This is a genomic window from Anoxybacillus sp. ST4 (assembly GCF_019448545.1).
Classification (GTDB): domain Bacteria; phylum Bacillota; class Bacilli; order Bacillales; family Anoxybacillaceae; genus Anoxybacillus; species Anoxybacillus pushchinoensis.
This window is the reverse complement of record NZ_JAHZOE010000012.1, coordinates 40,053-63,612: the sequence shown is the minus strand read 5'-3', so window position 1 is coordinate 63,612 and position 23,560 is coordinate 40,053. Positions and strand designations below refer to the sequence as shown.

Annotated in this window: 29 protein-coding genes and 1 riboswitch; of the genes, 24 read left to right on the top strand and 5 right to left on the bottom strand. The window is 42.6% G+C overall.

Annotation, left to right across the window (positions count from 1 at the left end):
• Nucleotides 1-5 precede the first annotated feature (5 nt).
• From K1I44_RS09310 to K1I44_RS09300, 3 genes are read left to right on the top strand one after another with little or no spacing between them, the layout of a single operon-like run.
• Nucleotides 6-485, top strand: coding sequence for a HugZ family pyridoxamine 5'-phosphate oxidase (locus K1I44_RS09310; RefSeq protein ID WP_219985987.1), 480 nt, complete (start codon nt 6-8; stop codon nt 483-485).
• Nucleotides 486-502: 17 nt separating this feature from the next.
• Complete coding sequence (locus K1I44_RS09305; RefSeq protein ID WP_255573354.1) at nt 503-1,558, top strand: Surface layer protein; 1,056 nt, start codon at nt 503-505, stop codon at nt 1,556-1,558.
• A gap of 18 nt (nt 1,559-1,576) precedes the next feature.
• Complete coding sequence (locus K1I44_RS09300) at nt 1,577-1,888, top strand: antibiotic biosynthesis monooxygenase (RefSeq protein ID WP_219985985.1); 312 nt, start codon at nt 1,577-1,579, stop codon at nt 1,886-1,888.
• Nucleotides 1,889-1,931: 43 nt separating this feature from the next.
• Here the strand turns inward: K1I44_RS09300 and K1I44_RS09295 are convergent, their stop codons facing one another.
• The 3 genes from K1I44_RS09295 to K1I44_RS09285 form a co-directional block, all read right to left on the bottom strand.
• Complete coding sequence (locus K1I44_RS09295; protein WP_009362281.1) at nt 1,932-2,105, bottom strand: hypothetical protein; 174 nt, start codon at nt 2,103-2,105, stop codon at nt 1,932-1,934.
• A 109-nt stretch (nt 2,106-2,214) separates the two neighbouring features.
• Nucleotides 2,215-2,538: a spore coat protein gene (locus tag K1I44_RS09290; protein ID WP_219985984.1), complete on the bottom strand. Its 324-nt coding sequence runs from the start codon at nt 2,536-2,538 to the stop codon at nt 2,215-2,217.
• 12 nt (nt 2,539-2,550) lie between these two features.
• The gene (locus tag K1I44_RS09285; protein ID WP_003398345.1) at nt 2,551-2,802 is read right to left on the bottom strand and encodes a hypothetical protein; all 252 of its coding nucleotides are present in this window, start codon (nt 2,800-2,802) and stop codon (nt 2,551-2,553) included.
• Nucleotides 2,803-2,966: 164 nt separating this feature from the next.
• Here K1I44_RS09285 and K1I44_RS09280 point away from each other — a divergent pair, with 164 nt between their 5' ends.
• Entirely contained in the window at nt 2,967-3,884 is a 918-nt protein-coding gene (locus K1I44_RS09280) for a proline dehydrogenase family protein (protein WP_003398343.1), read from the top strand.
• Nucleotides 3,885-3,902: 18 nt separating this feature from the next.
• Here K1I44_RS09280 and K1I44_RS09275 read toward each other — a convergent pair whose 3' ends face one another.
• The gene (locus K1I44_RS09275) at nt 3,903-4,049 is read right to left on the bottom strand and encodes a YuzL family protein (RefSeq protein WP_009362277.1); all 147 of its coding nucleotides are present in this window, start codon (nt 4,047-4,049) and stop codon (nt 3,903-3,905) included.
• 148 nt (nt 4,050-4,197) lie between these two features.
• On the opposite strand from K1I44_RS09275, the gene K1I44_RS09270 reads away from it, so the two are divergent.
• The 10 genes from K1I44_RS09270 (at nt 4,198) to K1I44_RS09225 (ending at nt 13,219) form a co-directional block, all read left to right on the top strand.
• The gene (locus K1I44_RS09270; protein WP_219985983.1) at nt 4,198-6,576 is read left to right on the top strand and encodes a 3-hydroxyacyl-CoA dehydrogenase/enoyl-CoA hydratase family protein; all 2,379 of its coding nucleotides are present in this window, start codon (nt 4,198-4,200) and stop codon (nt 6,574-6,576) included.
• Between the two features lie 12 nt (nt 6,577-6,588).
• Complete coding sequence (locus K1I44_RS09265; RefSeq protein WP_003398339.1) at nt 6,589-7,761, top strand: acetyl-CoA C-acetyltransferase; 1,173 nt, start codon at nt 6,589-6,591, stop codon at nt 7,759-7,761.
• 15 nt (nt 7,762-7,776) lie between these two features.
• Entirely contained in the window at nt 7,777-9,558 is a 1,782-nt protein-coding gene (locus K1I44_RS09260; protein WP_003398338.1) for an acyl-CoA dehydrogenase family protein, read from the top strand.
• A 69-nt stretch (nt 9,559-9,627) separates the two neighbouring features.
• Nucleotides 9,628-9,987, top strand: coding sequence for an arsenate reductase family protein (locus K1I44_RS09255; RefSeq protein ID WP_219985982.1), 360 nt, complete (start codon nt 9,628-9,630; stop codon nt 9,985-9,987).
• A 57-nt stretch (nt 9,988-10,044) separates the two neighbouring features.
• On the top strand, nt 10,045-10,428 hold the full coding sequence (gene gcvH, locus K1I44_RS09250) for a glycine cleavage system protein GcvH (RefSeq protein WP_003398336.1): 384 nt from the start codon (nt 10,045-10,047) through the stop codon (nt 10,426-10,428).
• 33 nt (nt 10,429-10,461) lie between these two features.
• Complete coding sequence (locus K1I44_RS09245) at nt 10,462-10,710, top strand: YusG family protein (protein WP_219985981.1); 249 nt, start codon at nt 10,462-10,464, stop codon at nt 10,708-10,710.
• A gap of 97 nt (nt 10,711-10,807) precedes the next feature.
• Nucleotides 10,808-11,155 (top strand): ribonuclease M5, encoded by a 348-nt coding sequence (locus K1I44_RS09240; protein ID WP_003398331.1) that lies wholly within the window; start codon nt 10,808-10,810, stop codon nt 11,153-11,155.
• An 8-nt stretch (nt 11,156-11,163) separates the two neighbouring features.
• Nucleotides 11,164-11,433: a thioredoxin family protein gene (locus K1I44_RS09235; protein WP_035045304.1), complete on the top strand. Its 270-nt coding sequence runs from the start codon at nt 11,164-11,166 to the stop codon at nt 11,431-11,433.
• 128 nt (nt 11,434-11,561) lie between these two features.
• A complete protein-coding gene (locus K1I44_RS09230; RefSeq protein WP_219985980.1) occupies nt 11,562-11,861 on the top strand; it encodes a sterol-binding protein in 300 nt (99 codons plus the stop codon).
• A gap of 65 nt (nt 11,862-11,926) precedes the next feature.
• Nucleotides 11,927-13,219: an O-acetylhomoserine aminocarboxypropyltransferase/cysteine synthase family protein gene (locus tag K1I44_RS09225; RefSeq protein ID WP_219985979.1), complete on the top strand. Its 1,293-nt coding sequence runs from the start codon at nt 11,927-11,929 to the stop codon at nt 13,217-13,219.
• A gap of 39 nt (nt 13,220-13,258) precedes the next feature.
• Here K1I44_RS09225 and K1I44_RS09220 read toward each other — a convergent pair whose 3' ends face one another.
• Nucleotides 13,259-13,858, bottom strand: coding sequence for a response regulator transcription factor (locus tag K1I44_RS09220; protein WP_219985978.1), 600 nt, complete (start codon nt 13,856-13,858; stop codon nt 13,259-13,261).
• Nucleotides 13,859-14,242: 384 nt separating this feature from the next.
• Between K1I44_RS09220 and K1I44_RS09215 the strand changes: the two genes are divergently transcribed.
• The 10 genes from K1I44_RS09215 to sufB all read left to right on the top strand — a co-directional run bounded on the left by K1I44_RS09215 (nt 14,243) and on the right by sufB (nt 23,515).
• On the top strand, nt 14,243-14,716 hold the full coding sequence (locus tag K1I44_RS09215; protein ID WP_219985977.1) for a hypothetical protein: 474 nt from the start codon (nt 14,243-14,245) through the stop codon (nt 14,714-14,716).
• Nucleotides 14,717-15,038: 322 nt separating this feature from the next.
• Nucleotides 15,039-15,144, top strand: a riboswitch (SAM riboswitch).
• A 75-nt stretch (nt 15,145-15,219) separates the two neighbouring features.
• Nucleotides 15,220-16,248, top strand: coding sequence for a methionine ABC transporter ATP-binding protein (locus K1I44_RS09210; RefSeq protein WP_003398323.1), 1,029 nt, complete (start codon nt 15,220-15,222; stop codon nt 16,246-16,248).
• Nucleotides 16,238-16,906, top strand: coding sequence for a methionine ABC transporter permease (locus K1I44_RS09205; RefSeq protein WP_219985976.1), 669 nt, complete (start codon nt 16,238-16,240; stop codon nt 16,904-16,906). Before K1I44_RS09210 ends, K1I44_RS09205 begins: the two co-directional genes overlap by 11 nt.
• Before the next feature lie 16 nt (nt 16,907-16,922).
• The gene (locus tag K1I44_RS09200) at nt 16,923-17,747 is read left to right on the top strand and encodes a MetQ/NlpA family ABC transporter substrate-binding protein (protein WP_219985975.1); all 825 of its coding nucleotides are present in this window, start codon (nt 16,923-16,925) and stop codon (nt 17,745-17,747) included.
• Nucleotides 17,748-17,818: 71 nt separating this feature from the next.
• On the top strand, nt 17,819-18,163 hold the full coding sequence (locus tag K1I44_RS09195; RefSeq protein ID WP_171334890.1) for a carboxymuconolactone decarboxylase family protein: 345 nt from the start codon (nt 17,819-17,821) through the stop codon (nt 18,161-18,163).
• 180 nt (nt 18,164-18,343) lie between these two features.
• A complete protein-coding gene (gene sufC / locus K1I44_RS09190) occupies nt 18,344-19,123 on the top strand; it encodes a Fe-S cluster assembly ATPase SufC (RefSeq protein ID WP_003398317.1) in 780 nt (259 codons plus the stop codon).
• An 18-nt stretch (nt 19,124-19,141) separates the two neighbouring features.
• Nucleotides 19,142-20,443, top strand: a complete 1,302-nt coding sequence (gene sufD / locus K1I44_RS09185) for a Fe-S cluster assembly protein SufD (RefSeq protein ID WP_003398316.1) — start codon at nt 19,142-19,144, stop codon at nt 20,441-20,443.
• A complete protein-coding gene (locus K1I44_RS09180; RefSeq protein ID WP_003398315.1) occupies nt 20,443-21,663 on the top strand; it encodes a cysteine desulfurase in 1,221 nt (406 codons plus the stop codon). The genes sufD and K1I44_RS09180 overlap by 1 nt, the downstream gene beginning before the upstream one ends.
• Nucleotides 21,653-22,093: a Fe-S cluster assembly sulfur transfer protein SufU gene (gene sufU, locus K1I44_RS09175; RefSeq protein ID WP_003398314.1), complete on the top strand. Its 441-nt coding sequence runs from the start codon at nt 21,653-21,655 to the stop codon at nt 22,091-22,093. The genes K1I44_RS09180 and sufU overlap by 11 nt, the downstream gene beginning before the upstream one ends.
• 24 nt (nt 22,094-22,117) lie before the next feature.
• Complete coding sequence (gene sufB, locus K1I44_RS09170) at nt 22,118-23,515, top strand: Fe-S cluster assembly protein SufB (protein WP_219985974.1); 1,398 nt, start codon at nt 22,118-22,120, stop codon at nt 23,513-23,515.
• Nucleotides 23,516-23,560: the final 45 nt, after the last annotated feature.

Below are 23,560 nucleotides of genomic sequence, written 5' to 3'. Positions count from 1 at the left end.
ACGCATTGGAAGATAAAAAAAGAGAGCGCTATGTGCAATTTTTAAAAGAGTGTAAAACGTTGATCATGAGTACGATAGATGAATGCGGGCATCCGTTCATTAGTTATGCACCGTTCGTTATGGATGAAGGTCATTTTTACATTTTTATTAGTCGAGCAGCTGAGCATTTTCAATATATTGAACGTTGTGAACGTATTTCGGTACTGTTGATTGCGGATGAATCGTCATCACCTCACTTGTTTGCGAGAGAGCGCGTCCGCTTCACATGTAAACGAACACATATAGAAAACGAAGGAAATGACCATATTTTTGCGAAGTTTCAACATATTCATGGAGAACCGATGATCAATTTGTTGCGAAGTATGGATTTTTCACTTTTCCAACTTACTCCGATCGAAGGGCGTTATGTTGCAGGTTTTGGGCATGCGTTCGATGTCGATTTGTTTGGTGAACGATTTGCGCATGTTGTCATTGATCAAAAATGAGAAGGGAGAATAGGGAGATGGTGAATGCAAAAAAAATGATAAGTATAGTCATGATGAGTTTTCTGTTTTGTAGTTTACTTTTTTCATTTCAGCCAACGGTTTCTGAAGCGAAGGGAAATGTCGCTACAACCGTTCATGAGGCGAAAGCGCAAATGAAAAAGGCGCATGCTACATATGTGACGCACGTTCAAAAAACAGGGAAACTTCCACCGCATGCTACCGTTTTAGCAGAGTATAAAAAAGCGCACCATTTATATGTACAGGCGAAAAGAGTTGTTCAAACATCCGCGGGAAAAGAGAAAAAGAAATATGTGAGCGAGTTAGATGGGACGTATAAAACGTATATGGCTAAACGAGTGATTCCTTATTTGAATGCGTCCGTTGTATTTGAAGGATCAACGAAAGCAAGAATGGCTGTAGAGCAAGCTGTTGCCGATGAAGATATCGATGCGTTACAAACGGCGCATAAACAGCTACAAGTATACGTCCAAAATCGTCAACTTCACGCGTATAACAAAGTATTCGAAGCAAACGTTCGTCAATTGTTTTTAGGGGAGTTTTCTAAAGGTAAAACGCTTTACGACAAGTACGCACGCGATGTAAAGGTGTATGAGCAACTATTAAAAGCTCATGAATATCTCGAAGATGGAAAGGTTGTCGAAGCGAAAAAAGCGCTCGATATAGTTGAAGGGCTGTTAACAAAATTATCGGATACGTTTCGAACAGATTTGATAAATGAGTATCACACTTTGTTAGAGGTATATAACGATTTAATGACTCCGCCTGTAGCCGGGTTAGATTATGTTGAAGCAACAAACGGTGCTCTTACATTGTACTTTGATATCGCAGTTTCTTCATTGACGGCTGCTGATGTGAAAATCACCATGTCATTAAATAAAGGGGAAGAGCAAGTCGTTCAACCATTGGAAATTACACTAAGCGATGATCGAACAATGGCGACGATTACAGTTCCAATGATTCCGCAAACGGATCAGGAACAATCTGTCGTGTATGCAGTTGAGTACGCGGGGGGCAAAGTCTCTGCTGACCCTTTCACCATATCTAAAAAATAAAAATGGGAGAGATGAAACATGTACGTTGTGACAAATGCCATTCGTGTAAAAAAAGGGTATGCTCCACAATTAGTTGAGCGATTCAAAGAAAGAAAAGGGATTGAGCAATCACCAGGATTTATTCGTTTGGAACTGCATGTGACACAAGGATTGGAAGAATACGATGAAGTGCGTGTGTGCACAACATGGGAGGATAAGCAATCGTTTGAAGGTTGGACAAAAAGCGAGGCGTTTCGCAAAGCTCATGAGCAGAAAGCAAAAGATCGTCCTGACTATGTGCTTGGAAACGAAATGTTTGCATATGAAGTTGCCCTCTCTTTTCAGGCGTAGAAAAAACGCTAGGGAGCAATGGACTCTCTAGCGTTTTCCATTTTTAATAATACCATCCGCCGCCATAAGGGTAAAACGGATACGGGCGCGGTGGGTAATAATATGGACGCGGTGGGTAAAACGGGTAAGGCGTTAATGCACTGCCGAGCAATCCACCTAAAAAACCTCCAAAAAACGGTGCACCGAAAAAGCCGAAAAACGGTCTACGACCATACATTTGAGCATTCCCTCCTCGAGTTTTGTCATTACATTGACACTATATGCAAGGTATCTGTCCAATGGTTGGGCGCATGATAAAAACCGACTGCATCAGCAGCCGGCTTTTCTTATTGCACCATGTTGTTGTATGGAAATTGGCTTGCATATCCTTGAAATTGTTGGTAAGATTGTTGCAGTTTTTGTTGGTTCGCCTGTTCGAGCGCGTACCACCCTTTTTTGAACATTAAGTTGTACAAGTCGCGTTGACAGTTTTGTGTTTCCGTAAACATGCGCAACACTTCATCGTACAAATGTTGGTGACTCGCTTCATTTAAAAACGTACAATAACTAGCTGTCATATATTTTTCAGTCGATAACATGTCGTTTATAAAATCACGGTCGTTCATTTGTGGTGTTTTTGGAATTGGTGTTTCACGATTTTGCACCTTCATGCTGTGACCCTCCTATTGAATATGAGCTGATGGTTGCAATTGATGTAAAAGTTGCTGATAATGACGTTGGTGCATTTGTCCGACGCGCTCAATGGCTTGTTTAATTTCTTCATCTTGGCATTGAGAAGCGAAAAAATGCGCTTTCTTCATTGCGAGTAAATTCCAAGAAAGTGCATCTGTTAAATAAAGTGCATCTTTCGTTGAAATCATTTCGGGCGGTTGAGCCATCATCGCTTGTTGTTGCATGTTCATTTGTTGCTGCATCTGGATCCCTCCTAATAAAATCGCATTCGACTGTATATTGCCCATGCATTGTATAGTTATACGTATGTAGACAAAAAATACGATTATTCGACAAAAACATATTCAAGCGATTGAAAACGTGTTACAATACGGGTGGATGCGCTTGCAAAAGGGGGTAAACAACAATGGAGCAGTTGATGCGCGACTTTTTCTTATTTTTGTCAAAAAATAAAACGTTAACAAAATTGGCGAAGCGTTACGGTCTTCGTTTCGGTGCGTCGCGTTTTGTAGCGGGAGAAACAATCGAACAGGCAGTAGAAGTTATTCAACAACTGAATCGTAAAGGACTAGCGGTCACGATCGATTATTTAGGGGAATTTGTTGATAATGAACGAGAAGCAAACGAAATGGCGAACCATTCGATTGAAGCGATTCGTGCAATTGGTGAAAATAAACTAAATTCACAACTATCATTAAAAATGACGTCGATGGGATTAGACATTTCCGATGAGCTTGTCATGAAAAATATGCGCCGTATTTTAGATGAAGCGAAAGCCCACGGCGTATTCGTTACAATTGATATGGAAGACTATTCTCGTTGTCAAAAAACGATCGATATATTTAAGCAGTTAAAGAAAGAGTATGACAATGTTGGAACGGTATTGCAAGCATATTTGTACCGTACGGAAAAAGACATCGAAGATTTAAATGCGTATCATCCGAACTTACGCCTCGTGAAAGGGGCGTACAAAGAGTCACCGGAAGTCGCTTTTCCAGATAAAAAAGATGTGGATGAAAACTTCAAAAAAATTATTAAAATGCATCTATTAAACGGAAACTATACAGCTGTTGCTACGCACGATGATGCGATTATCGAATACACGAAACAACTCGTGAAGGAATATAACATCCCGAACGATCAATTTGAATTCCAAATGTTGTACGGTATTCGTCCGGAACGGCAAGAACAATTAGCACGCGAAGGGTATACGATGCGCGTCTACGTTCCATACGGAACCGATTGGTACGGCTATTTTATGCGCCGTTTAGCAGAACGTCCAGCCAATGTGGCGTTTGTGCTAAAAGGAATCGTGAAAAAATAAAGGTGGGCTCTCCCACCTTTATTCATTTCCCATGTTTTCTTTTCCGTATTGTTGATTTTGGCTCGTTTTCTTTCCACCGCCATCACGCTCCACCGTCGGACCCGCATTTCCTTTAACACTTGCCGCACTTACACCTGCTTTTGACGGGTGTTTTTTCATTTTCATCGCAAACATCACCTCCTTTCGTATCATGTCCTAAATCATTGACAAAATTCGCTACATTTATTTGTTGCGAAAATTTGAAATATAATTTATATTTAAGATAAAGGAAAATGAATGACCATTCATTCAATATGGATAAGGGGGAAGGAGAATGCGAATCAAAAAAGCAGCTGTTCTCGGTTCTGGTGTCATGGGATCGGGGATTGCGGCGCACTTAGCGAACGTCGGTATCCCGACATTGTTGTTAGACATCGTGCCGAAAGAGTTGACGGAAGAAGAAAAAGCAAAAGGATGGACGCTTGAACATAAACAAGTACGCAATCGCATCGTCAATCAGGCGGTAGCACGCTTATTGAAACAAAAGCCAGCACCGCTTATGTCAAAGGCGAACGCATCATTGATTGAAGTTGGAAACTTTGAAGATGATTTTCATCGGTTAGCTGAATGCGACTGGATCATTGAAGTTGTTGTTGAGCGGCTTGATGTGAAAAAAAGCGTATTTGAAAAAGTCGATGCGGTAAGAAAGCCGGGAAGCATCGTCAGTTCAAATACATCGGGTATTTCGATCGAAGCGATGGCAGAAGGGCGCTCTGAAGACTTTAAAAAACATTTTTTAGGCACGCACTTTTTCAATCCGCCGCGCTATTTAAAACTGTTAGAAATCATTCCGACAAAACATACGGATCGGGCTGTTGTGGCGTTTATGAAACAATTTGGTGAAAATGTGCTTGGCAAAGGCGTCGTTCTTGCGAAAGATACGCCAAACTTTATCGCCAATCGGATCGGTACGTACGGTTTGCTTGTTACCGTCCGCGAAATGATGAAAGGCGGCTATAGCGTCGGCGAAGTCGATTCCGTGACGGGTCCGCTCATTGGACGCCCGAAAAGCGCAACATTCCGTACGCTTGATGTTGTTGGACTAGACACGTTTATTCACGTGGCTAACAACGTGTTTGAAAAAGTAGAAGGTGAAGAAAAAGAAGCGTTTACTGTTCCATCGTTTATGAAAACGATGGTTGAAAAAGGATGGCTTGGCAGTAAATCAGGACAAGGATTTTTCTACAAAAAAGGAAAAGACATTTTTGAATTAAATTACGAAACGCTTGAGTATGAACCGACGAAAAAATTGAAGGCACCGTCGATCGAGATGAGCAAACAAGCGAAAGGAACAGCGAACAAATTGAAAGCGCTTGTATATGCGAACGATCGCGCTGGTCAACTACTGTGGAATATTTTAAGTCCGACGTTATTATATTCCGCTCAGTTGCTCGGCGAAATTGCCGACGACATTGTAGCGATTGACCGTGCGATGAAATGGGGCTTTGGTTGGGAGCTCGGTCCTTTTGAAATGTGGGATGCGATCGGTGTGAAGCAGTCTGTGGAAAAAATGAAGGAGGAAGGTCGACAAGTCCCGTCGTGGGTAGAAGACTTACTTGCGAGCGGATATGAGACGTTTTACAAGCGTGAGCGCGGTTTTGTATCGTACTACGATCGTGGACAATACAATCCTGTCGAGGAAAACGAAAAAGTCATTCACATTCAGCGCTTAAAAGAACAAAAAGGGGTCATTAAGAAAAATAGTGGCGCAAGCCTCATTGATCTTGGCGATGATGTCGCATTGCTCGAATTTCATTCACCAAACAATGCGATCGGTTTCGATATCGTCCAAATGATTAACTACGCGTTAGAAGAAGTCGATCGAAACTATAAAGGACTCGTCATCGGAAACCAAGGTAAAAACTTTTGCGTCGGTGCGAACCTTGCGATGATTTTAATGGAAGCGCAAGATGACAACTATTTCGAAATTGAGATGGTCGTTCGTCAATTTCAACAAGCGATGATGAATATTAAATATAGCACTAAACCGGTCGTTGTCGCACCATTTGCGATGACGTTAGGCGGTGGAACAGAAATTTGCTTGCCAGCTTCACGCATTCAAGCTGCAGCGGAAACATATATGGGGCTCGTTGAAGTTGGCGTCGGTCTCATTCCAGGCGGCGGTGGAAATAAAGAACTATATATAAAACACTTAAGCGGCATGCCAAACGGTGTGGAATTTGATCTCCAAAAGGTTGCCAATAAAGTGTTTGAAACGATTGCGATGGCGAAAGTGTCGACATCAGCAGCGGAAGCGCGTGAATTGAATTTCTTAAACGCACAAGATAGTATTTCGATCAACGGTGACCATCTCATTCATGATGCGAAACAAACGGTATTGGCGTTATATGAGAGCGGATACAAGCCGCCGGTGCGCCGAAAAGTTCCTGTTGTTGGGGAAACCGGTTATGCGACGTTGTTACTTGGTGCGCAAGGGATGTATCATTCAGGCTACATTTCTGAACACGACTTAAAAATTGCGAAAAAGCTTGCTTACGTCATTGCTGGCGGAAGTGTACCGTACGGAACAGAAGTGGACGAACAATATTTGCTCGATTTAGAGCGAGAAGCATTTTTAAGCCTTGTCGGCGAGCCAAAAACACAAGCGCGCATGCAACATATGCTTGTTAAAGGAAAACCGTTAAGAAACTAAGGGGGGATTGACGTGAAAGAAGCGGTCATCGTTGCCGGGGCGCGCACGCCTGTCGGCAAAGCAAAAAAAGGGACGTTAGCCAACGTCCGCCCGGATGATTTAGGGGCGATCGTTGTTAAAGAAACGTTAAAGCGAGCAGGGAATTACGAAGGAAACATTGACGATCTCATTATCGGCTGCGCTATGCCAGAAGCGGAACAAGGGTTAAATATTGCGCGCAACATTGGGGCGTTAGCTGGCTTGCCGTATACAGTGCCGGCCATTACAATTAATCGTTATTGTTCATCAGGGTTGCAAGCGATCGCTTATGCGGCAGAGAGAATTATGCTTGGGCATGCAGATACCGTTATCGCTGGTGGCGTAGAGTCGATGAGCATGGTACCAATGATGGGCCATGTCGTACGACCGAACGTAAAGCTAGCAGAAAACGCACCGGAGTATTATATGTCGATGGGACATACAGCCGAGCAAGTAGCGATGAAATATGGGGTGACGCGCGAAGATCAAGATGCGTTTGCCGTTCGCAGTCATCAAAAAGCAGCAAAAGCGATTGCTGAAGGAAAATTTGTCGATGAAATTGTGCCGGTCGACGTGACTGTCCGTCATATTGAAAATAATAAGTTAGTAGAGAAAAAGATGACGTTTAGTCAAGATGAGGGAGTTCGCCCGGATACGAATATGGAAACGCTCGCAAAGTTGCGTCCTGCTTTTTCAGTAAACGGGACGGTCACAGCAGGGAATGCCTCACAAACGAGTGACGGAGCAGCAGCGGTGATGGTGATGGATCATGAAAAGGCGAAAGCGCTCGGTTTACGACCGCTCGGTAAATTCCGTTCGTTTGCGGTAGCAGGTGTCCCACCTGAAGTGATGGGTATCGGACCGATTGCTGCGATTCCGAAAGCGCTTGAGCTTGCAGGGCTTGAACTTTCTGACATCGGCTTAATAGAACTGAATGAAGCGTTTGCTTCGCAAGCGATTCAAGTCATTCGCGAACTTGGATTAGATGAAGAAAAGGTAAACGTAAACGGAGGAGCGATCGCCCTCGGTCATCCGCTCGGTTGTACGGGAGCGAAGTTAACGTTGACACTTTTACATGAAATGCGTCGTCGCAACGAGCAATTTGGTATTGTCACGATGTGTATCGGCGGCGGTATGGGTGCTGCTGGCGTATTTGAATTATTATAAGAGGGGGAATCAATAATGGAAAAAGCGTTACAAATTGCACAAGGCGGTAGCTTTTTAATTGAAGATGTATCACCAACTCAAGTGTTTACACCAGAAGATTTTACAGACGAACAAAAAATGATTGCGAAAACGACAGAAGAATTTGTCGTTAATGAAGTATTGCCACAACTTGAACATTTAGAAAACCATGAGTTTGATCGGTCTGTCGCTCTTTTAAAACAAGCTGGTGAGCTTGGATTGCTTGGTGCGGACGTGCCAGAAGAATACGGTGGATTAAGTTTAGATAAAATTAGTTCGGCGTTAATTGCTGAAAAAATGGCGCGTGCGGGCGGCTTCTCGATTTCACACGGCGCGCACGTTGGGATCGGCTCGCTTCCGATCGTCTTGTTCGGAACAGAGGAGCAAAAACAAAAATATTTACCGGCGCTAGCGACAGGTGAGAAAATTGCTGCTTATGCATTAACGGAGCCAGGCTCTGGCTCAGATGCGCTCGGTGCGAAAACGACAGCCAAACTAAATGCAGAAGGTACGCATTACATTTTAAATGGAGAAAAACAATGGATTACAAACGCTGGTTTTGCCGACGTATTCGTCGTCTATGCGAAAGTAGACGGTGAGCATTTCACGGCGTTCATCGTTGAGCGCGATTTCCCTGGCGTATCGACAGGAGCGGAAGAAAAGAAGATGGGGATTAAAAGTTCATCGACACGCACATTAATTTTACAAGATGCGCTCGTGCCGAAAGAAAACTTGCTCGGCGAAATCGGAAAGGGTCACATTATCGCATTTAACATTTTAAACATCGGTCGTTATAAGCTTGGCGTCGGTGCCGTTGGAGGAGCGAAACGTGCCCTTGAAGTGACGATTCAATATGCAAATCAACGCCAACAGTTTAAAACACCGATCGCGAAGTTTTCGTTAACACAAGAAAAATTAGCGACGATGGCTTCTAAATTGTATGCAGCTGAAAGTTCCGTTTACCGTACAGTCGGTTTATTTGAAGCGCGCATGGGACAGTTAACGGACGAACAAGCAAAAGATGGAAAAGAAACAGCAAAAGCGATCGCAGAATATGCGATTGAATGTTCATTAAATAAAGTGTTTGCGACAGAAATGCTCGATTACATCGTCGATGAAGGTGTACAAATTCATGGCGGTTACGGCTTTATGCAAGAATACGAAATTGAACGCATGTATCGTGATTCACGTATTAACCGTATTTTTGAAGGAACGAACGAAATTAACCGTCTTCTTGTCCCAGGTATGTATTTGCGCAAGGCGATGAAAGGGGAGCTTCCACTTTTACAAAAAGCGCAACAGCTACAAGAAGAATTAATGATGTTGATGCCTGAAGAAGTTGGCGATGGCGTGCTTGAACAAGAGAAGTACCTTGTCCGCAATGCGAAAAAAATCGCTTTAATGGTCGCGGGACTGGCGGCGCAAAAATTCGGTCCAAAGCTTGAAAAAGAACAAGAAGTGCTCGTAAATATTGCAGACATCGTCAGCAACGTATACGCGATGGAGTCTGCGCTATTGCGTACGGAAAAAGCCATCGCCCAATCGGGTGTGGAGAAAAATAAACAAAAAGTATTGTACACACAAATTTTCTGCCAAGAAGCATTTTATGAAATTGAAGCGCATGCGAAAGAAACGATCGTCGCTGTCGAACAAGGTGACGTGTTGCGCATGATGCTTTCCGCATTGCGTAAATTAACACGTCATACGCCAATCAACGTCATAGCGAAAAAACGTGAAGCGGCAGCAGCATTAATTGAAGCGGAACGATATGTTGTGTAATAATGGAAGTGCCAGACGATGCGTCTGGTACTTTCGCTTTGTTATCGTATATATTGATGAGGTGAGAAGATGGTTACGTTTTATTGGTATCCAAAATGTGGAACGTGTCGCAAGGCAAAAAAATGGTTAGATGACAACAACATTTCCGTACAAGCGATACATATTGTTGAGCACCCTCCATCTAAAGAGCAGTTACGGACGTTATACGAAAAAAGTGGATTGGGTGTAAAAAAATTTTTTAACACGAGCGGTATGAAGTATCGTGAACTCGGGTTAAAAGATAAATTAAAGGCGATGAACACGGAAGAAATGTTGCAACTACTGGCATCTGACGGAATGTTAATTAAACGTCCGATCGTCACAGATGGCAAGCGAGTCATTGTTGGATTTGACGAACAAAAATATCATGAAATGTTTAAATTATCGTGAAATCGTGTCGAAAATCGTGTATGATGGAAGGGAAAACAATATGTTGGAGGGTTAATGATGAACGTTCCAAAAGAGCTACGTTATTCACAAGAACATGAATGGGCGCGTGTGGAAGGCAATACAGTTCGCATTGGGATTACAGATTTTGCACAATCTGAGCTCGGCGACATCGTCTTCGTTGAATTGCCAGAAGTCGGTGCGCAACTGACAGCAAATGAGCCGTTTGGTAGCGTAGAATCGGTGAAAACTGTGTCTGAATTATATGCACCGATTAGCGGAAAAGTCGTAGCAGTTAATGAAGAGTTAAACGACAACCCAGAGTACGTTAACGAATCACCGTATGACAAAGCATGGATGATCGTTATTGAGCCGAGTGATATGAGCGAAGTGGACAACTTACTTACTGCTGAACAATACGAACAAATGATTAATCAAGAGTAAAACACACATCATAGGGCACCCTATAACACAGGGGTGTCTTTTTTGTTAAAACAAAAAATGATGGATATTACCGAAGATGTGATCGGTAAATTAAATGAACATGGTAATTTTCAATTGTTTTACGACAATGAATGCGTTGGGGAATTTGTGCGCGCAACAAATGAGTTTCAGCTGAAACATGGATATGAACAGCGCGGTGGGCGCGTGTTAAAAAGTGTGACAGTGACGGAAAACCCATATGCGAAATACGTCGATTGTGACATAGAAGGTGGTTGGTGTTAAGGACGGCACATCGCTGTCCTTTTCTATTTGATAAAAGGAGAAAAAGAGACGGGTAGCGAATATAATAATACATAAATGAATGTGCAAGGTGATGACGATGGCGATTGTTGAGGTAGAGAAAGTAATTATTGTTGAAGGGCGCTCAGATAAAAAGAAAATTGAGAGCATTATTAGTGAACCGGTAGAAATTATTTGTACGAACGGAACGCTCGGCACCGCCAAACTTGATGAATTAATTGATGCTTTGTACGATAAAGAGGTGTACATTTTAGTCGATTCTGATGAAGCAGGAGAAAAACTGCGCCGTCAACTTCGCCGCGAGTTTCCACAAGCTGAACATTTATACGTCGATAAAATGTATCGCGAAGTGGCAGCAGCTCCGAAACATCATATCGCTGTTGTACTATTAAGTGCAAATATTGATGTACACGCACAATATTTGTAGAAAGCAGTGTGATCGTTGTGAAGGTTGTTTATATGTTCACGCCATTGTGCGGCACGTGTCAAGTGGCAAGTCGTATGGTCGATGTGCTTGAACAGTTGTTACCGCATATTTCTTTTGAGCGTCACGATTTAAATTATGTTCCCGAAAAAGCTGTGCAATGGCAAATTGAAAGTGTTCCGTGCTTACTTGTTTTCAAACGTGACGAGCTTGTACAAAAAATATACGCGTTCCATTCTGTTCCATATTTATACGAAACATTGAGGGAGCTGGCTGAATAAGCCAGCTTTCGACATATTTCTTGGGAAATGAGCGGAAAAGAGAGAGAATTGTCGAGCGATTGTAGAAGGAACAGACGGTCTCCGTATGGAAAAGGGAATACAACAATAAATAAAGCGGGGGCGGTTGTATGCATATGTTAGCGCCGATTTTGCCAAATGAACCTATATACATTCAATTGCAATGGGAAAGCGGACAAGTATTATTATGCGTCTCGAAAGAAGGGATTCAGCGTGTCGAAACGGGTGGTGGAGAACGGATCATTACGATTCGTGGTTCAACACAAGCGATGATGTCATTATTACAAGGTTCGTTAAAACTCCAACAACAACTTCGGTTAAATGAATTGTCCGTCACAGCTTCGTTTCGCCACATTTTATTGTTAGAGTCGATTTTTTTTCTTGCTAAACCGTACGATGTTGTTCATTGACGAGCAATATGTATCGTGTTAAAATTCAAAATATTCATAAATAAATCATTTCAGGGGGAGAAACGATGAAATTTGAAACGATTGCTGTTCATGGCGGATTGCAAACGGATCCAGTAACGAAAGCGCGTGCAGTGCCAATTTATCAATCGAATGCGTATTTGTTTGATAACACAGAGCATGCGGCCAATTTGTTTGCGTTAAAGGAAGCTGGGTACATTTATACGCGCATTCATAATCCGACGGTAACGGTGTTTGAAGAGCGTGTCGCTCAACTTGAAGGGGGCATTGGTGCTTTAGCGGTAGCGAGTGGCATGGCTGCTATTACGATGGCAATATTAAACGTCGCTCAAGCGGGAGATGATATCGTTTCTGCTTCTACGCTGTATGGAGGGACGTACAATTTGTTTGCGAATACGTTACCGAAATACGGCATTACGACCCATTTTGTCGATCCGTCTGATCCAGAAAATTTCCGTGCTGCCATTACGCCGAAAACGAAAGCGATTTTTGCCGAAACAATTGGCAACCCAAGCCTGCATGTGTTAGACATTGAGGCGGTTGCGGAAATTGCGCATGAAGCAGGCATTCCGCTCATTATTGATAATACGTTTGCTACACCGTATCTTTGCCGGCCAATCGAACACGGAGCGGATATTGTTATTCATTCGGCAACGAAATGGTTGCTTGGTAACGGAACGACGTTAGGTGGTATCATTGTCGATGGTGGAAAATTTGATTGGAATTCGCCGAAGTTTCCAGCGTTTACGGCGCCAGATCCAAGTTACCATAATCTCGTATACGCAGACATCGGTGCGGCGGCGTATATCGTCAAAGCGCGCGTGCAATTGTTGCGTGACTTAGGTCCGGCGATTAGCCCATTCAACGCGTTTCAGTTTAATTTAGGACTGGAGACGTTGCATGTCCGCATGAAAGAACATATTGCCAATACGAGAAAAATCGTCGAGTATTTGGACAACCATCCAGCAGTCCATTGGGTGTTGTACCCTGAACATGACAATCATCCAGCAAAAGAGCTAGCGAAAAAATATATGCCAAAAGGGGCAGGAGCAGTCGTTGTCTTTGGCATTCAAGGTGGCCGTGAAGCAGGGGCTACGTTAATTAACAACGTTAAGCTTTGGTCGCATGTTGCCAACGTCGGTGATGCAAAAAGTTTAATTATTCATCCTGCAAGTACAACGCATCAACAATTAAGTGGAGAAGACTTAAAAGCATCCGGTGTGACAGAAGATATGATTCGTTTATCGGTCGGTATTGAAAATGTCGATGATTTAATCGAAGACTTAGAACAAGCGATTGAAGCGGCGACAGGGGTACGGTCGATGTATTCGCGGGTGTAAATATGAAAGGTGCTAGTTAGATTTTTCGACTAGCACCTTTCATTTTATGAGTTGTAACCGCAGCGTTTGAGCAACCGCTCCTGTTCGTGACAAAACCCCCAATTTTTCGAAAATAGAAGAAAGGTGCCGTTCAAACGTTCGTTTACTCATATTTAGATGTTCACTGATTTGTACACTTGTTTTATCATCTGCTAACATTTGTAATATATCTATTTCAATTTTTGTCAAACAACTTGTCATGTGACATGTAGCTTCACTGTCAAGTAAAAGAAGTCTCTCTCCTCCATTGCTGTGGCGAATCGCATGTGCCAAATGAGTAGAAACTTTTTCTTTTGATAATATCACGGATACACCTGCCTCATACGCAGATAAGGCAAGTGGTGGATAGTTGCATAGCATAATGACATTTATCATAGGGTGTGTCTTCTTCGCATTTTTTATCCAGTCAAATGCTTTTATTATGTGCATATGCGCATTTATCACAATGACATCTGGTACATGTATATGTATGAGAGTCTCTAGTGAATCAATACAAGAAACAGAACCGACAACCGTTATGCTACTTTCGTTTTCCAACAATTTTTCCAAACCAAGCAAATAGACAGGATCGGAATCAACAAGCAATGTACGAATAGTCATGCGATTTCCCTCTCTACTCTTTTCCTAAATTCTACTTCATTTAATAAACTTTGTCATTTGTTTTAAAGGAATTGGCGGATTTTCGCCAAAAAATTGGCGGAAAATACGGATTTTTTTCTTTTCTATTTTTGGTAAATTGAAAATAGCTGATCAGCTAATTTTTGAGAAGAAGCGGAGGAGTGTAAGCAATGTATAAGTTGAAATAAAGAATGTCTGATTTTTATACAATACGGTATACCTATGGTGAGTAATCAGCTAAATAAAAATTTCTATTTAATATTCATGATACCGATGTTTAACTGACGCTAATGTACAAGTCTATCTCATTATGGACAAGTAGCGGAGAACTAGCATTACAATTGGACTATGCGAGGAGAGAAAATAATGAAAAGTAAATTTAGAAGGCTTATTTTAGTCCCTACCCTAGCATTAACTGTTACTCTGTTATTAGATGGGTTTTTTGGATCGTTAATTACTACTGAAGCTAGTACGCTCCCGAAACGAGTATATAAAGAGGGTAATGTAACAATTATAGTTACTCCTGCAGTAGGGAGTTCAATAGCGAAATTAAGCAATTCAAAATCAAAAATTACTCCACTTGATACTATTATCCGAGGAAATAAAGAAACAAAAACGGTTCAGAGTATGTATGGTACAGTGACGATGACAGTTACGTACGATCGAAATCTAACCACTAAGTCCTCTACTATTACAGGAATTTATTCTTTAGTGAATACAGATTCTTACTTAAAATTAGTTGATAAATGGTATACATCTAGTGTTGCACAAGCTGACTACTATGACTCTTTTCATAAAGTGTATGTAACGATTAGAATTACAAAAGAAGAGTGTAATTAAAGGGTTCGTTTGGCATGTAACTATGTATGCCTGCAATTGGAAAGTTTAACTTCATTTTTTGAACTGAAGAGGCTGATCTGAAACGCTAATGCGTGTTGGGTCAGTCTTTTGCATTTTAACAAAGCGGCGGGTTTGTTCGTAGTCCGACATCCAAAGAGTAGTGGTTTCTCATGCTATATATTCAGTTCACTTGATTATGAAGGGGAAATAGTTGAAAAATTTTTATTGACACTGTCCTTCTTTCGATGATATACTCACCTTTGTAATTTAAAATGATCCTCAAACATATTAAAACGTTAACTGAATAAAGCGTTTAAAAGCGCTCTTATCAAGAGAGGTGGAGGGATGTGCCCGATGAAACCCGGCAACCGTCAGCGCTGCTGAAATGGTGCCAATTCACACAAAGCGTTTGCTTTGAGAGATAAGAGACAGAACGGACGATTCGCGCCTTTCTGTTCTCTTGAGCAGAAAGGCTTTTTTCATGGAAGGAAGGTGACAGCAACGTGATTACATTATCGAATGTAACAAAAGTGTACAAAGCAGCAAGTGGACATGTGACCGCTGTTGATCGTGTGAACTTGCATATTGAAGCAGGAGAAATTTTTGGCATTATCGGCTATAGCGGTGCAGGAAAAAGTTCGCTCATTCGGTTATTAAACGGATTAGAAAAGCCAACGAGCGGCGAAGTCATCGTCGATGGCAAGGAGATCGGAAAAATTGGCGGAAAACAATTGCGACAAGCGCGCCAGCAAATCGGCATGATTTTCCAACATTTCAATTTACTTTGGTCGCGAACAGTGCGCGAAAATATTGCATTCCCCCTCGAAATTGCCGGCGTCCCGAAAGAGGAGCGAATGAAGCGCGTTGATGAACTAATTCAACTTGTCGGACTGCAAGGAAGGGAAGACGCGTATCCGTCGCAATTGAGCGGAGGACAAAAGCAGCGCGTCGGCATTGCACGCGCGTTAGCGAACAATCCGAAAGTGTTGTTGTGCGACGAGGCGACGTCAGCGCTCGACCCACAAACGACAGATTCCATCTTAGATTTGCTCGTCGACATTAATAAACGTCTCGGTTTAACGATCGTATTAATCACCCATGAAATGCACGTCATTCGTAAAATTTGTGATCGTGTAGCGGTCATGGAAAACGGAAAAATCGTTGAAATGGGTGAAGTGCTTCACGTGTTTCGTAAGCCGGAGCAGCCGATTACGAAGCGTTTCGTTCAACAAGTAACTGAGCCGGAAGAAACGAAAGAAGCGATGTTGCATCTTCTTGAGCGATATCCAAATGGAAAAGTTGTACAGCTTACATTTGTCGGCGAAGCAGCTGAGCAACCGCTCATCACGCACATCATTCGACAATTTGATTTGAACGTGAACATTTTGCAAGGGAAAATTTCGCAAACGCATCACGGTTCATACGGGGTGTTGTTCGTTCATTTAGACGGTGCGAATGAAGAAATCGAGCGAGCGCTCGCTTTTATTCGCCAGCAAGAAGTTGGAGTGGAGGTGTTGGCGAATGTGGAATGAGCTATTTCCGAACGTCGTTTGGGATAAAATATGGGCGGCAACAGCGGAAACGTTATATATGACAGCTATTTCAGTTGCGGCGACGTTTGTGCTCGGCATTTTGCTTGGATTGTTACTCTTTTTAACGTCAAAGGGAAACATATGGGAAAATCGTATCATTAACGGCGTTATCGCATCGTTTGTTAACATTTTCCGTTCGATCCCGTTCATCATTTTAATTATTTTACTCATCCCGTTTACTAAGTTTGTTGTCGGTACGATTCTTGGTGCCAATGCGGCACTGCCGGCGCTCATTATTGGAGCGGCTCCATTTTATGCGCGCATGGTTGAAATTGCGCTTCGTGAAATTGATAAAGGGGTTATTGAAGCGGCAAAAGCGATGGGAGCAACGACAACGACAATCATCTGGAAAGTGCTCCTCCCTGAAGCGCTTCCTGCCCTTGTATCTGGAATTACCGTTACAGCGATCGCTCTCGTTGGCTATACGGCGATGGCGGGAGTTGTCGGTGCTGGGGGGCTTGGGAACTTAGCTTATTTGGAAGGATTCCAGCGTAACAATAACGATGTGACGCTCGTTGCAACAGTGCTCATTTTAGTCATCGTCTTTATCATTCAGTTTGTTGGTGACTTTGTCACTTCTAAAATAGATAAACGATAAAAGGAGGAAAAAACAAATGAAAAAATGGCTCTCTTTACTTGTTGCTGCCATGATCGTTTTCGCGCTCGCTGCTTGCGGAAACAATGAAAGTGCAGAGGAAAAAGCGAACAAGCTTGTCATCGGTGCATCAAACGTACCACATGCAGAAATTTTAGAAAAAGCAAAACCAATTTTAAAAGAAAAAGGAATTGAACTAGAAATTGTGACGTTCCAAGATTACGTGTTACCAAACAAAGCATTAGCGGATAAAGAGTTAGATGCAAACTATTTCCAACACATTCCTTATTTAGAAGCTCAAATGAAAGAACATGGCTATGACTTTGTGAATGCAGGCGGTATTCATATTGAGCCGATTGGCGTATATTCAAAAAAATACAAAAGTCTTGAAGAGCTACCAAACGGTGCAAAAATCATTATGAGTAACTCTGTTGCTGATCACGGTCGTATTTTATCGATGCTTGAAGAAAAAGGACTAATTCGATTAAAAGAAGGTGTCGATAAGACGAAAGCAACAATTGATGACATTGTTGAAAATCCGAAAAATTTAGTATTTGAAGCGGATGTTGAGGCAGGATTGCTTCCGCAAGTGTATAAAAATGATGAAGGAGATGCGGTATTAATTAACGCCAACTATGCGTTAGATGCCGGTTTAGATCCAGCAAAAGATCCGATCGCTGTCGAATCGCCAGGAAACAACCCATACGTGAACATTATCGCGGTTCGTAAAGGTGACGAAAACCGTAAAGAAATTCAGACGCTTGTTGAAGTGTTGCAATCAAAGGAAATTCAAGACTTCATTTTACAAAAATATAATGGTGCTGTTATTCCAGCAACGAAATAAGGATGTCCATTCGGGCGTCCTTTTATATTTTCTCGAAAACGACGCATGATAAAAAGGAAGGAGGAGTGCATATGTCGATGGAACAATGTTTACACGAATATAAGCAAGGGTTAGGCACGTTCACACAACAAATGCCTCATGTTGGACGAGCGTTTAACGCATTTACGGAAGCTTGCTTCGCCGAAGGGGAGCTATCAAAAAAAGAAAAACAGCTCATCGCACTAGCGATTAGTGTCGCTAAACAAGATGAATATTGTACCATTTATCATACGAAAGGGTGCATCGATGAAGGGGCGACAGAGAAAGAAATATTTGAAGCGTGTGCTGTCGCATCTGCTTTAGCTGGAGGGGCGACGATGAGCCAGTCCGTTACGCTCGTTCGACAATGTGTCGATGAATTTACTCGCATGCATTAAAGGGTAGGGGTTCCCTACCTTTTTTACATATGTGATAAAACGAGCAAACTTTTGAAACAAAAAAGTATCAAAATGCTTGCAATAAGGTTGCTAATACTTTTCATCTGTTATAAAATTGTAATGAGAATAAAGTGAGAATTACGTTTTTATGAACATAAGTGAAACTGGAGGTATTTTTTTATGGCAACATTAACGATTAAAGATCTTCACGTTGCAATTGACGGGAAAGAAATTTTAAAAGGGGTTAACCTTGAAATTAAAGGCGGCGAGTTCCATGCGATCATGGGACCGAACGGAACGGGAAAATCGACATTATCGGCGGCGATTATGGGCCATCCAAAATATGAAGTAACAAAAGGGAGCATTACATTAGACGGTGAAGACGTATTAGAAATGGAAGTAGATGAGCGTGCTCGTGCTGGTCTCTTTTTAGCCATGCAATATCCGAGCGAAATTAGCGGTGTAACGAATGCTGATTTTCTTCGTTCAGCGATTAATGCACGTCGTGGAGAAGGAAATGAAATTTCATTAATGAAATTCATTCGTCAGCTTGATGAAAAAATGGCGTTTTTAGAAATGAATCCAGATATGGCTCACCGCTACTTGAATGAAGGGTTCTCGGGCGGGGAGAAAAAGCGGAACGAAATTTTACAACTTATGATGTTGCAGCCGAAAATTGCTATTTTAGATGAAATTGATTCAGGTCTTGATATCGATGCATTAAAAGTTGTCGCAAAAGGTGTAAATGACATGCGCAATAGCGACTTTGGCTGTTTAATCATTACGCATTATCAGCGATTGTTAAACTACATTACACCAGATTACGTACATGTCATGATGCAAGGACGTATCGTAAAATCAGGCGGTCCAGAATTAGCACAACGTCTTGAAGCAGAAGGATATGATTGGATTAAAAGAGAGCTAGGCATTGAAGATGAAGTCGTTGAGCAAGAAGCGTAAGCGTTAGGAGGATTTAGGATGATTGAGACGAAACTACCATTCGACCAACAGTATGTGCGCTCATTTTCTGAAGGGCGCGGAGAACCGGACTGGCTTTTAAACGTTCGCTTACAAGCTCTTGCGCAAGCGGAACAATTGCCATTACCGAAGCCAGACAAAACGAAAATCGATCGTTGGAACTTCACACAATTTTCTGCTCATCTCGTTGAGAGCGCGCCGCTTTCTTCGCTAGAAGAGCTACCTGAACAAGTAAAAGTGCTCATCGATATAGCTGAGGAGCAAAAAAACGTATATGTTCAGCGTGATCATACATGTGCATACGTATCGCTTGCTGATGAATTAAAAGAAAAAGGTGTTATTTTCACAGACTTAGCAACAGCTGTCCGCGAGCATAGCGAGCTTGTACAAAAATATTTTATGGACGGCGTCAAAGTAAATGAGCACCGTCTTACTGCCCTTCATGCGGCGCTTGTCAACGGTGGAGTGTTCGTATATGTGCCAAAGCACGTTCAAATCGACGTTCCTTTGCAGGCGGTATATGTGCATGAAAAAGCGGAAGCGCTGTTTAACCACGTCATTATTGTTGCCGATGTCGGAAGTAAAGTGACGTACGTTGAAAACTACATTTCAACATGCGAACGTTCGGAAGCGATCGTCAACATCGTTGCGGAAGTGTTTGCGCTTGACGATGCTCACGTATTTTTCGGTGCGGTCGATAGTTTAGCGAAAGGGACGACAACGTACGTGAACCGTCGCGGAATCACAGGTCGTCATGCGCGCATTGAGTGGGCGCTCGGCTTAATGAATGACGGGAATACGATTTCAGAAAACGTGACGCGCCTCATTGGTGATGGGTCGCTTGGCGATACGAAAACGGTCGTTGTGGGCCGCGGTGAGCAAGTGCAAAACTTTACAACGAGCGTGATTCATTACGGCAAGCATACGGAAGGATACATTTTAAAGCACGGTGTCGTGAGAGATGAAGCGACATCAATTTTCAACGGGATCGGAAAAATTGAACACGGTGCCTCGAAATCAAACGCTGAACAAGAGTCTCGCGTGCTCATGTTAAGTCCAAAAGCGCGCGGAGATGCGAACCCGATTTTGTTAATTGATGAAGATGATGTGACAGCAGGCCACGCCGCATCTGTTGGTCGTGTTGATCCGACGCAACTATATTATTTAATGAGCCGCGGCATTCCGAAAGTAGAAGCTGAGCGATTAATTATTCACGGCTTTTTAGCACCTGTCGTTAATGAAATTCCTATTGAGCGTGTGAAAAAACAATTAATTGAAGTGATCGAAAGGAAAGTTAAGTGATGAACGTAAAAGAACTTCGTCAACTATTCCCGATTTTAGATCAACAAGTAAACGGTAAACCGCTCGTTTATTTAGATAGCGCGGCGACGTCACAAAAGCCATTGCCAGTCATTGAGGCGATCGACAATTATTATCGTCAATATAATTCAAACGTTCATCGCGGTGTGCATACGCTCGGTACGAAGGCAACCGACGCATACGAAGGGGCGCGCGAAAAAGTGCGCCGCTTCATCGGTGCTGCTTCGATGGAAGAAATTATTTTTACACGCGGGACAACAACAGCGATTAACCTCGTGGCAGCTAGCTATGGACGAGCGAACGTCCGCCCCGGCGATGAGATCGTTATTACGTATATGGAGCACCATAGTAACATCATTCCGTGGCAACAAGTGGCTAAACAAACAGGTGCGACATTAAAATATATTCCGCTTCAGCCTGACGGAACGATTCGTTTAGAAGATGTAGAACAAACAGTCACGCCAAACACAAAAATTGTTGCGGTCATGCACGTATCAAACGTGCTCGGCACAATCAATCCGGTGAAGGAAATTGCACAAATTGCCCATAAGCACGGCGCTGTCATGGTCGTTGACGGAGCACAAAGCACGCCGCATATGAAAGTGAACGTACAAGAGCTCGATTGCGACTTTTATGCGTTTTCTGGGCATAAAATGTGCGGACCGACAGGCATTGGCGTGTTATATGGCAAAAAACATTTGCTTGAGCAAATGGAGCCGGTGGAATTTGGTGGGGAAATGATCGATTTTGTCGGCTTGTATGAGTCAACATGGAAGGAGCTCCCGTGGAAGTTTGAAGGGGGTACGCCGATTATCGCAGGAGCGATCGGGTTAGGGGCGGCAATCGATTTTCTTGAGCAAGTAGGTTTACATCATATTGCCGAACATGAACATCGCTTGGCGCAATATGCGCTTGAACAACTTTCCACTATTGAAGGATTAACCATCTACGGTCCGAAAGAACGGGCAGGGCTTGTGACGTTTAATATCGATGAGGTACATCCACACGATGTTGCCACTGTTTTAGATGCGGAAGGCATTGCGGTGCGAGCTGGCCATCATTGTGCACAGCCGCTCATGAAATGGTTAAACGTGACCGCGACTGCACGGGCAAGTTTTTATTTGTATAACACAGAAGAAGAAATTGATATACTCGTTTCAGCATTAAAGAAAACGAAGGAGTATTTTAGCTATGTCTTTTAATAGCCATTTAGATACGTTATATCGGCAAGTCATTATGGATCATTACAAAAACCCGCGAAATCGCGGCGTATTGGAAGGCGAGCACGTCGATATTAACATGAACAATCCGACATGCGGAGATCGTATTCACTTAACGTTGAAAGTAGAAGATGGGAAAATTGTTGATGCTAAGTTTGAAGGAGAAGGTTGCTCCATTTCGATGTCATCTGCGTCGATGATGACGGAGGCGATTAAAGGAAAAACGATTGAAGAAGCGTTTAAGCTGTCGACTATTTTTTCAAATATGATGCAAGGAAAAGATTACGATGATTCGATCGATTTAGGCGACATTGAAGCGCTTCAAGGGGTATCGAAGTTTCCGGCACGCATTAAATGCGCAACGTTAGCATGGAAAGCGATGGAAAAAGGGTTGAATGAGCAGCAAGGATAGTCATAAAACAAGGAGGCGAACGAGATGGCGAAAAAAATGCCAGAAATCGGTGAATATAAGTACGGTTTCGCCGATAAAGACGTATCTGTATTCCGCGCTGAGCGCGGATTAACGCGTGAAATTGTTGAAGAAATTTCACGCATGAAAAATGAGCCAGAGTGGATGCTTGAATTTCGCTTGAAATCTTTAGATATTTTTTACAGCATGCCGATGCCGCAATGGGGTGGCGATTTATCCAGTTTAGATTTCGATGAAATTACGTATTACGTCAAGCCATCAGAAAAGTCTGGTCGTTCATGGGATGAAGTGCCTGAAGAAATTAAGGCGACGTTTGATAAGCTCGGTATTCCGGAAGCGGAACAAAAATATTTAGCTGGGGTATCCGCACAATACGAATCGGAAGTTGTATATCACAACATGAAAGAAGATTTAGAAAAGCTCGGTGTTATTTTTAAAGATACAGACTCTGCTTTAAAAGAAAATGAGGAGTTGTTCCGCGAGCATTGGGCGAAAGTCGTCCCACCGACAGATAATAAATTTGCAGCCCTCAACTCAGCTGTTTGGTCTGGCGGTTCATTTATTTACGTTCCAAAAGGTGTAAAAGTGGATACGCCATTGCAAGCATATTTCCGCATTAACTCGGAAAATATGGGGCAATTTGAACGGACGCTCATCATCGTCGATGAAGAGGCGCACGTTCATTACGTTGAAGGCTGTACAGCGCCTGTCTACACGACAAACTCACTGCATAGTGCGGTCGTTGAAATTATCGTGAAAAAAGGAGCATATTGTCGTTATACGACGATTCAAAACTGGGCAAACAACGTCTTCAACCTCGTTACAAAACGCGCCGTATGCGAAGAAAACGCAACGATGGAATGGATCGACGGAAATATCGGTTCAAAATTAACGATGAAATATCCAGCCGTCATTTTAAAAGGAGAAGGGGCGCGCGGTTTGACGCTTTCGATTGCGATTGCAGGTAAAGGTCAACATCAAGATGCTGGTGCAAAAATGATTCACTTAGCACCAAACACGTCGTCGACGATCGTCTCTAAATCCATTTCAAAACAAGGCGGAAAAGTAACATATCGCGGCATTGTCCATTTCGGGCGAAAAGCGGACGGTTCTCGCTCTAACATCGAGTGTGATACGCTCATTATGGATAATCAGTCAACATCTGATACAATCCCATATAATGAAATTTTAAATGACAACATTTCGCTTGAACACGAAGCAAAAGTATCGAAAGTATCGGAAGAACAACTATTTTATTTAATGAGCCGTGGCATTTCCGAACAAGAAGCGACAGAAATGATCGTCATGGGCTTTATTGAGCCATTTACGAGAGAATTGCCAATGGAATACGCGGTTGAAATGAACCGTCTCATTAAGTTTGAAATGGAAGGTAGTATTGGATAATTCATAGCTGATGATCTGCATAGAGCGGATCATCGGCTTTTTTTG

Bases quoted from the DNA above. Each gene is read 5' to 3' on its own strand.
- K1I44_RS09305 (WP_255573354.1), top strand. From the start codon at position 503: ATGGTGAATGCAAAAAAAATGATAAGTATAGTCATGATGAGTTTTCTG.
- K1I44_RS09300 (WP_219985985.1), top strand. From the start codon at position 1,577: ATGTACGTTGTGACAAATGCCATTCGTGTAAAAAAAGGGTATGCTCCA.
- K1I44_RS09295 (WP_009362281.1), bottom strand. From the start codon at position 2,105: ATGTATGGTCGTAGACCGTTTTTCGGCTTTTTCGGTGCACCGTTTTTT.
- K1I44_RS09290 (WP_219985984.1), bottom strand. From the start codon at position 2,538: ATGAAGGTGCAAAATCGTGAAACACCAATTCCAAAAACACCACAAATG.
- K1I44_RS09285 (WP_003398345.1), bottom strand. From the start codon at position 2,802: ATGCAGCAACAAATGAACATGCAACAACAAGCGATGATGGCTCAACCG.
- K1I44_RS09280 (WP_003398343.1), top strand. From the start codon at position 2,967: ATGGAGCAGTTGATGCGCGACTTTTTCTTATTTTTGTCAAAAAATAAA.
- K1I44_RS09275 (WP_009362277.1), bottom strand. From the start codon at position 4,049: ATGAAAATGAAAAAACACCCGTCAAAAGCAGGTGTAAGTGCGGCAAGT.
- K1I44_RS09270 (WP_219985983.1), top strand. From the start codon at position 4,198: ATGCGAATCAAAAAAGCAGCTGTTCTCGGTTCTGGTGTCATGGGATCG.
- K1I44_RS09260 (WP_003398338.1), top strand. From the start codon at position 7,777: ATGGAAAAAGCGTTACAAATTGCACAAGGCGGTAGCTTTTTAATTGAA.
- K1I44_RS09255 (WP_219985982.1), top strand. From the start codon at position 9,628: ATGGTTACGTTTTATTGGTATCCAAAATGTGGAACGTGTCGCAAGGCA.
- gcvH (WP_003398336.1), top strand. From the start codon at position 10,045: ATGAACGTTCCAAAAGAGCTACGTTATTCACAAGAACATGAATGGGCG.
- K1I44_RS09240 (WP_003398331.1), top strand. From the start codon at position 10,808: ATGGCGATTGTTGAGGTAGAGAAAGTAATTATTGTTGAAGGGCGCTCA.
- K1I44_RS09230 (WP_219985980.1), top strand. From the start codon at position 11,562: ATGCATATGTTAGCGCCGATTTTGCCAAATGAACCTATATACATTCAA.
- K1I44_RS09225 (WP_219985979.1), top strand. From the start codon at position 11,927: ATGAAATTTGAAACGATTGCTGTTCATGGCGGATTGCAAACGGATCCA.
- K1I44_RS09220 (WP_219985978.1), bottom strand. From the start codon at position 13,858: ATGACTATTCGTACATTGCTTGTTGATTCCGATCCTGTCTATTTGCTT.
- K1I44_RS09215 (WP_219985977.1), top strand. From the start codon at position 14,243: ATGAAAAGTAAATTTAGAAGGCTTATTTTAGTCCCTACCCTAGCATTA.
- K1I44_RS09205 (WP_219985976.1), top strand. From the start codon at position 16,238: ATGTGGAATGAGCTATTTCCGAACGTCGTTTGGGATAAAATATGGGCG.
- K1I44_RS09200 (WP_219985975.1), top strand. From the start codon at position 16,923: ATGAAAAAATGGCTCTCTTTACTTGTTGCTGCCATGATCGTTTTCGCG.
- K1I44_RS09195 (WP_171334890.1), top strand. From the start codon at position 17,819: ATGTCGATGGAACAATGTTTACACGAATATAAGCAAGGGTTAGGCACG.
- sufC (WP_003398317.1), top strand. From the start codon at position 18,344: ATGGCAACATTAACGATTAAAGATCTTCACGTTGCAATTGACGGGAAA.
- sufD (WP_003398316.1), top strand. From the start codon at position 19,142: ATGATTGAGACGAAACTACCATTCGACCAACAGTATGTGCGCTCATTT.
- K1I44_RS09180 (WP_003398315.1), top strand. From the start codon at position 20,443: ATGAACGTAAAAGAACTTCGTCAACTATTCCCGATTTTAGATCAACAA.
- sufU (WP_003398314.1), top strand. From the start codon at position 21,653: ATGTCTTTTAATAGCCATTTAGATACGTTATATCGGCAAGTCATTATG.
- sufB (WP_219985974.1), top strand. From the start codon at position 22,118: ATGGCGAAAAAAATGCCAGAAATCGGTGAATATAAGTACGGTTTCGCC.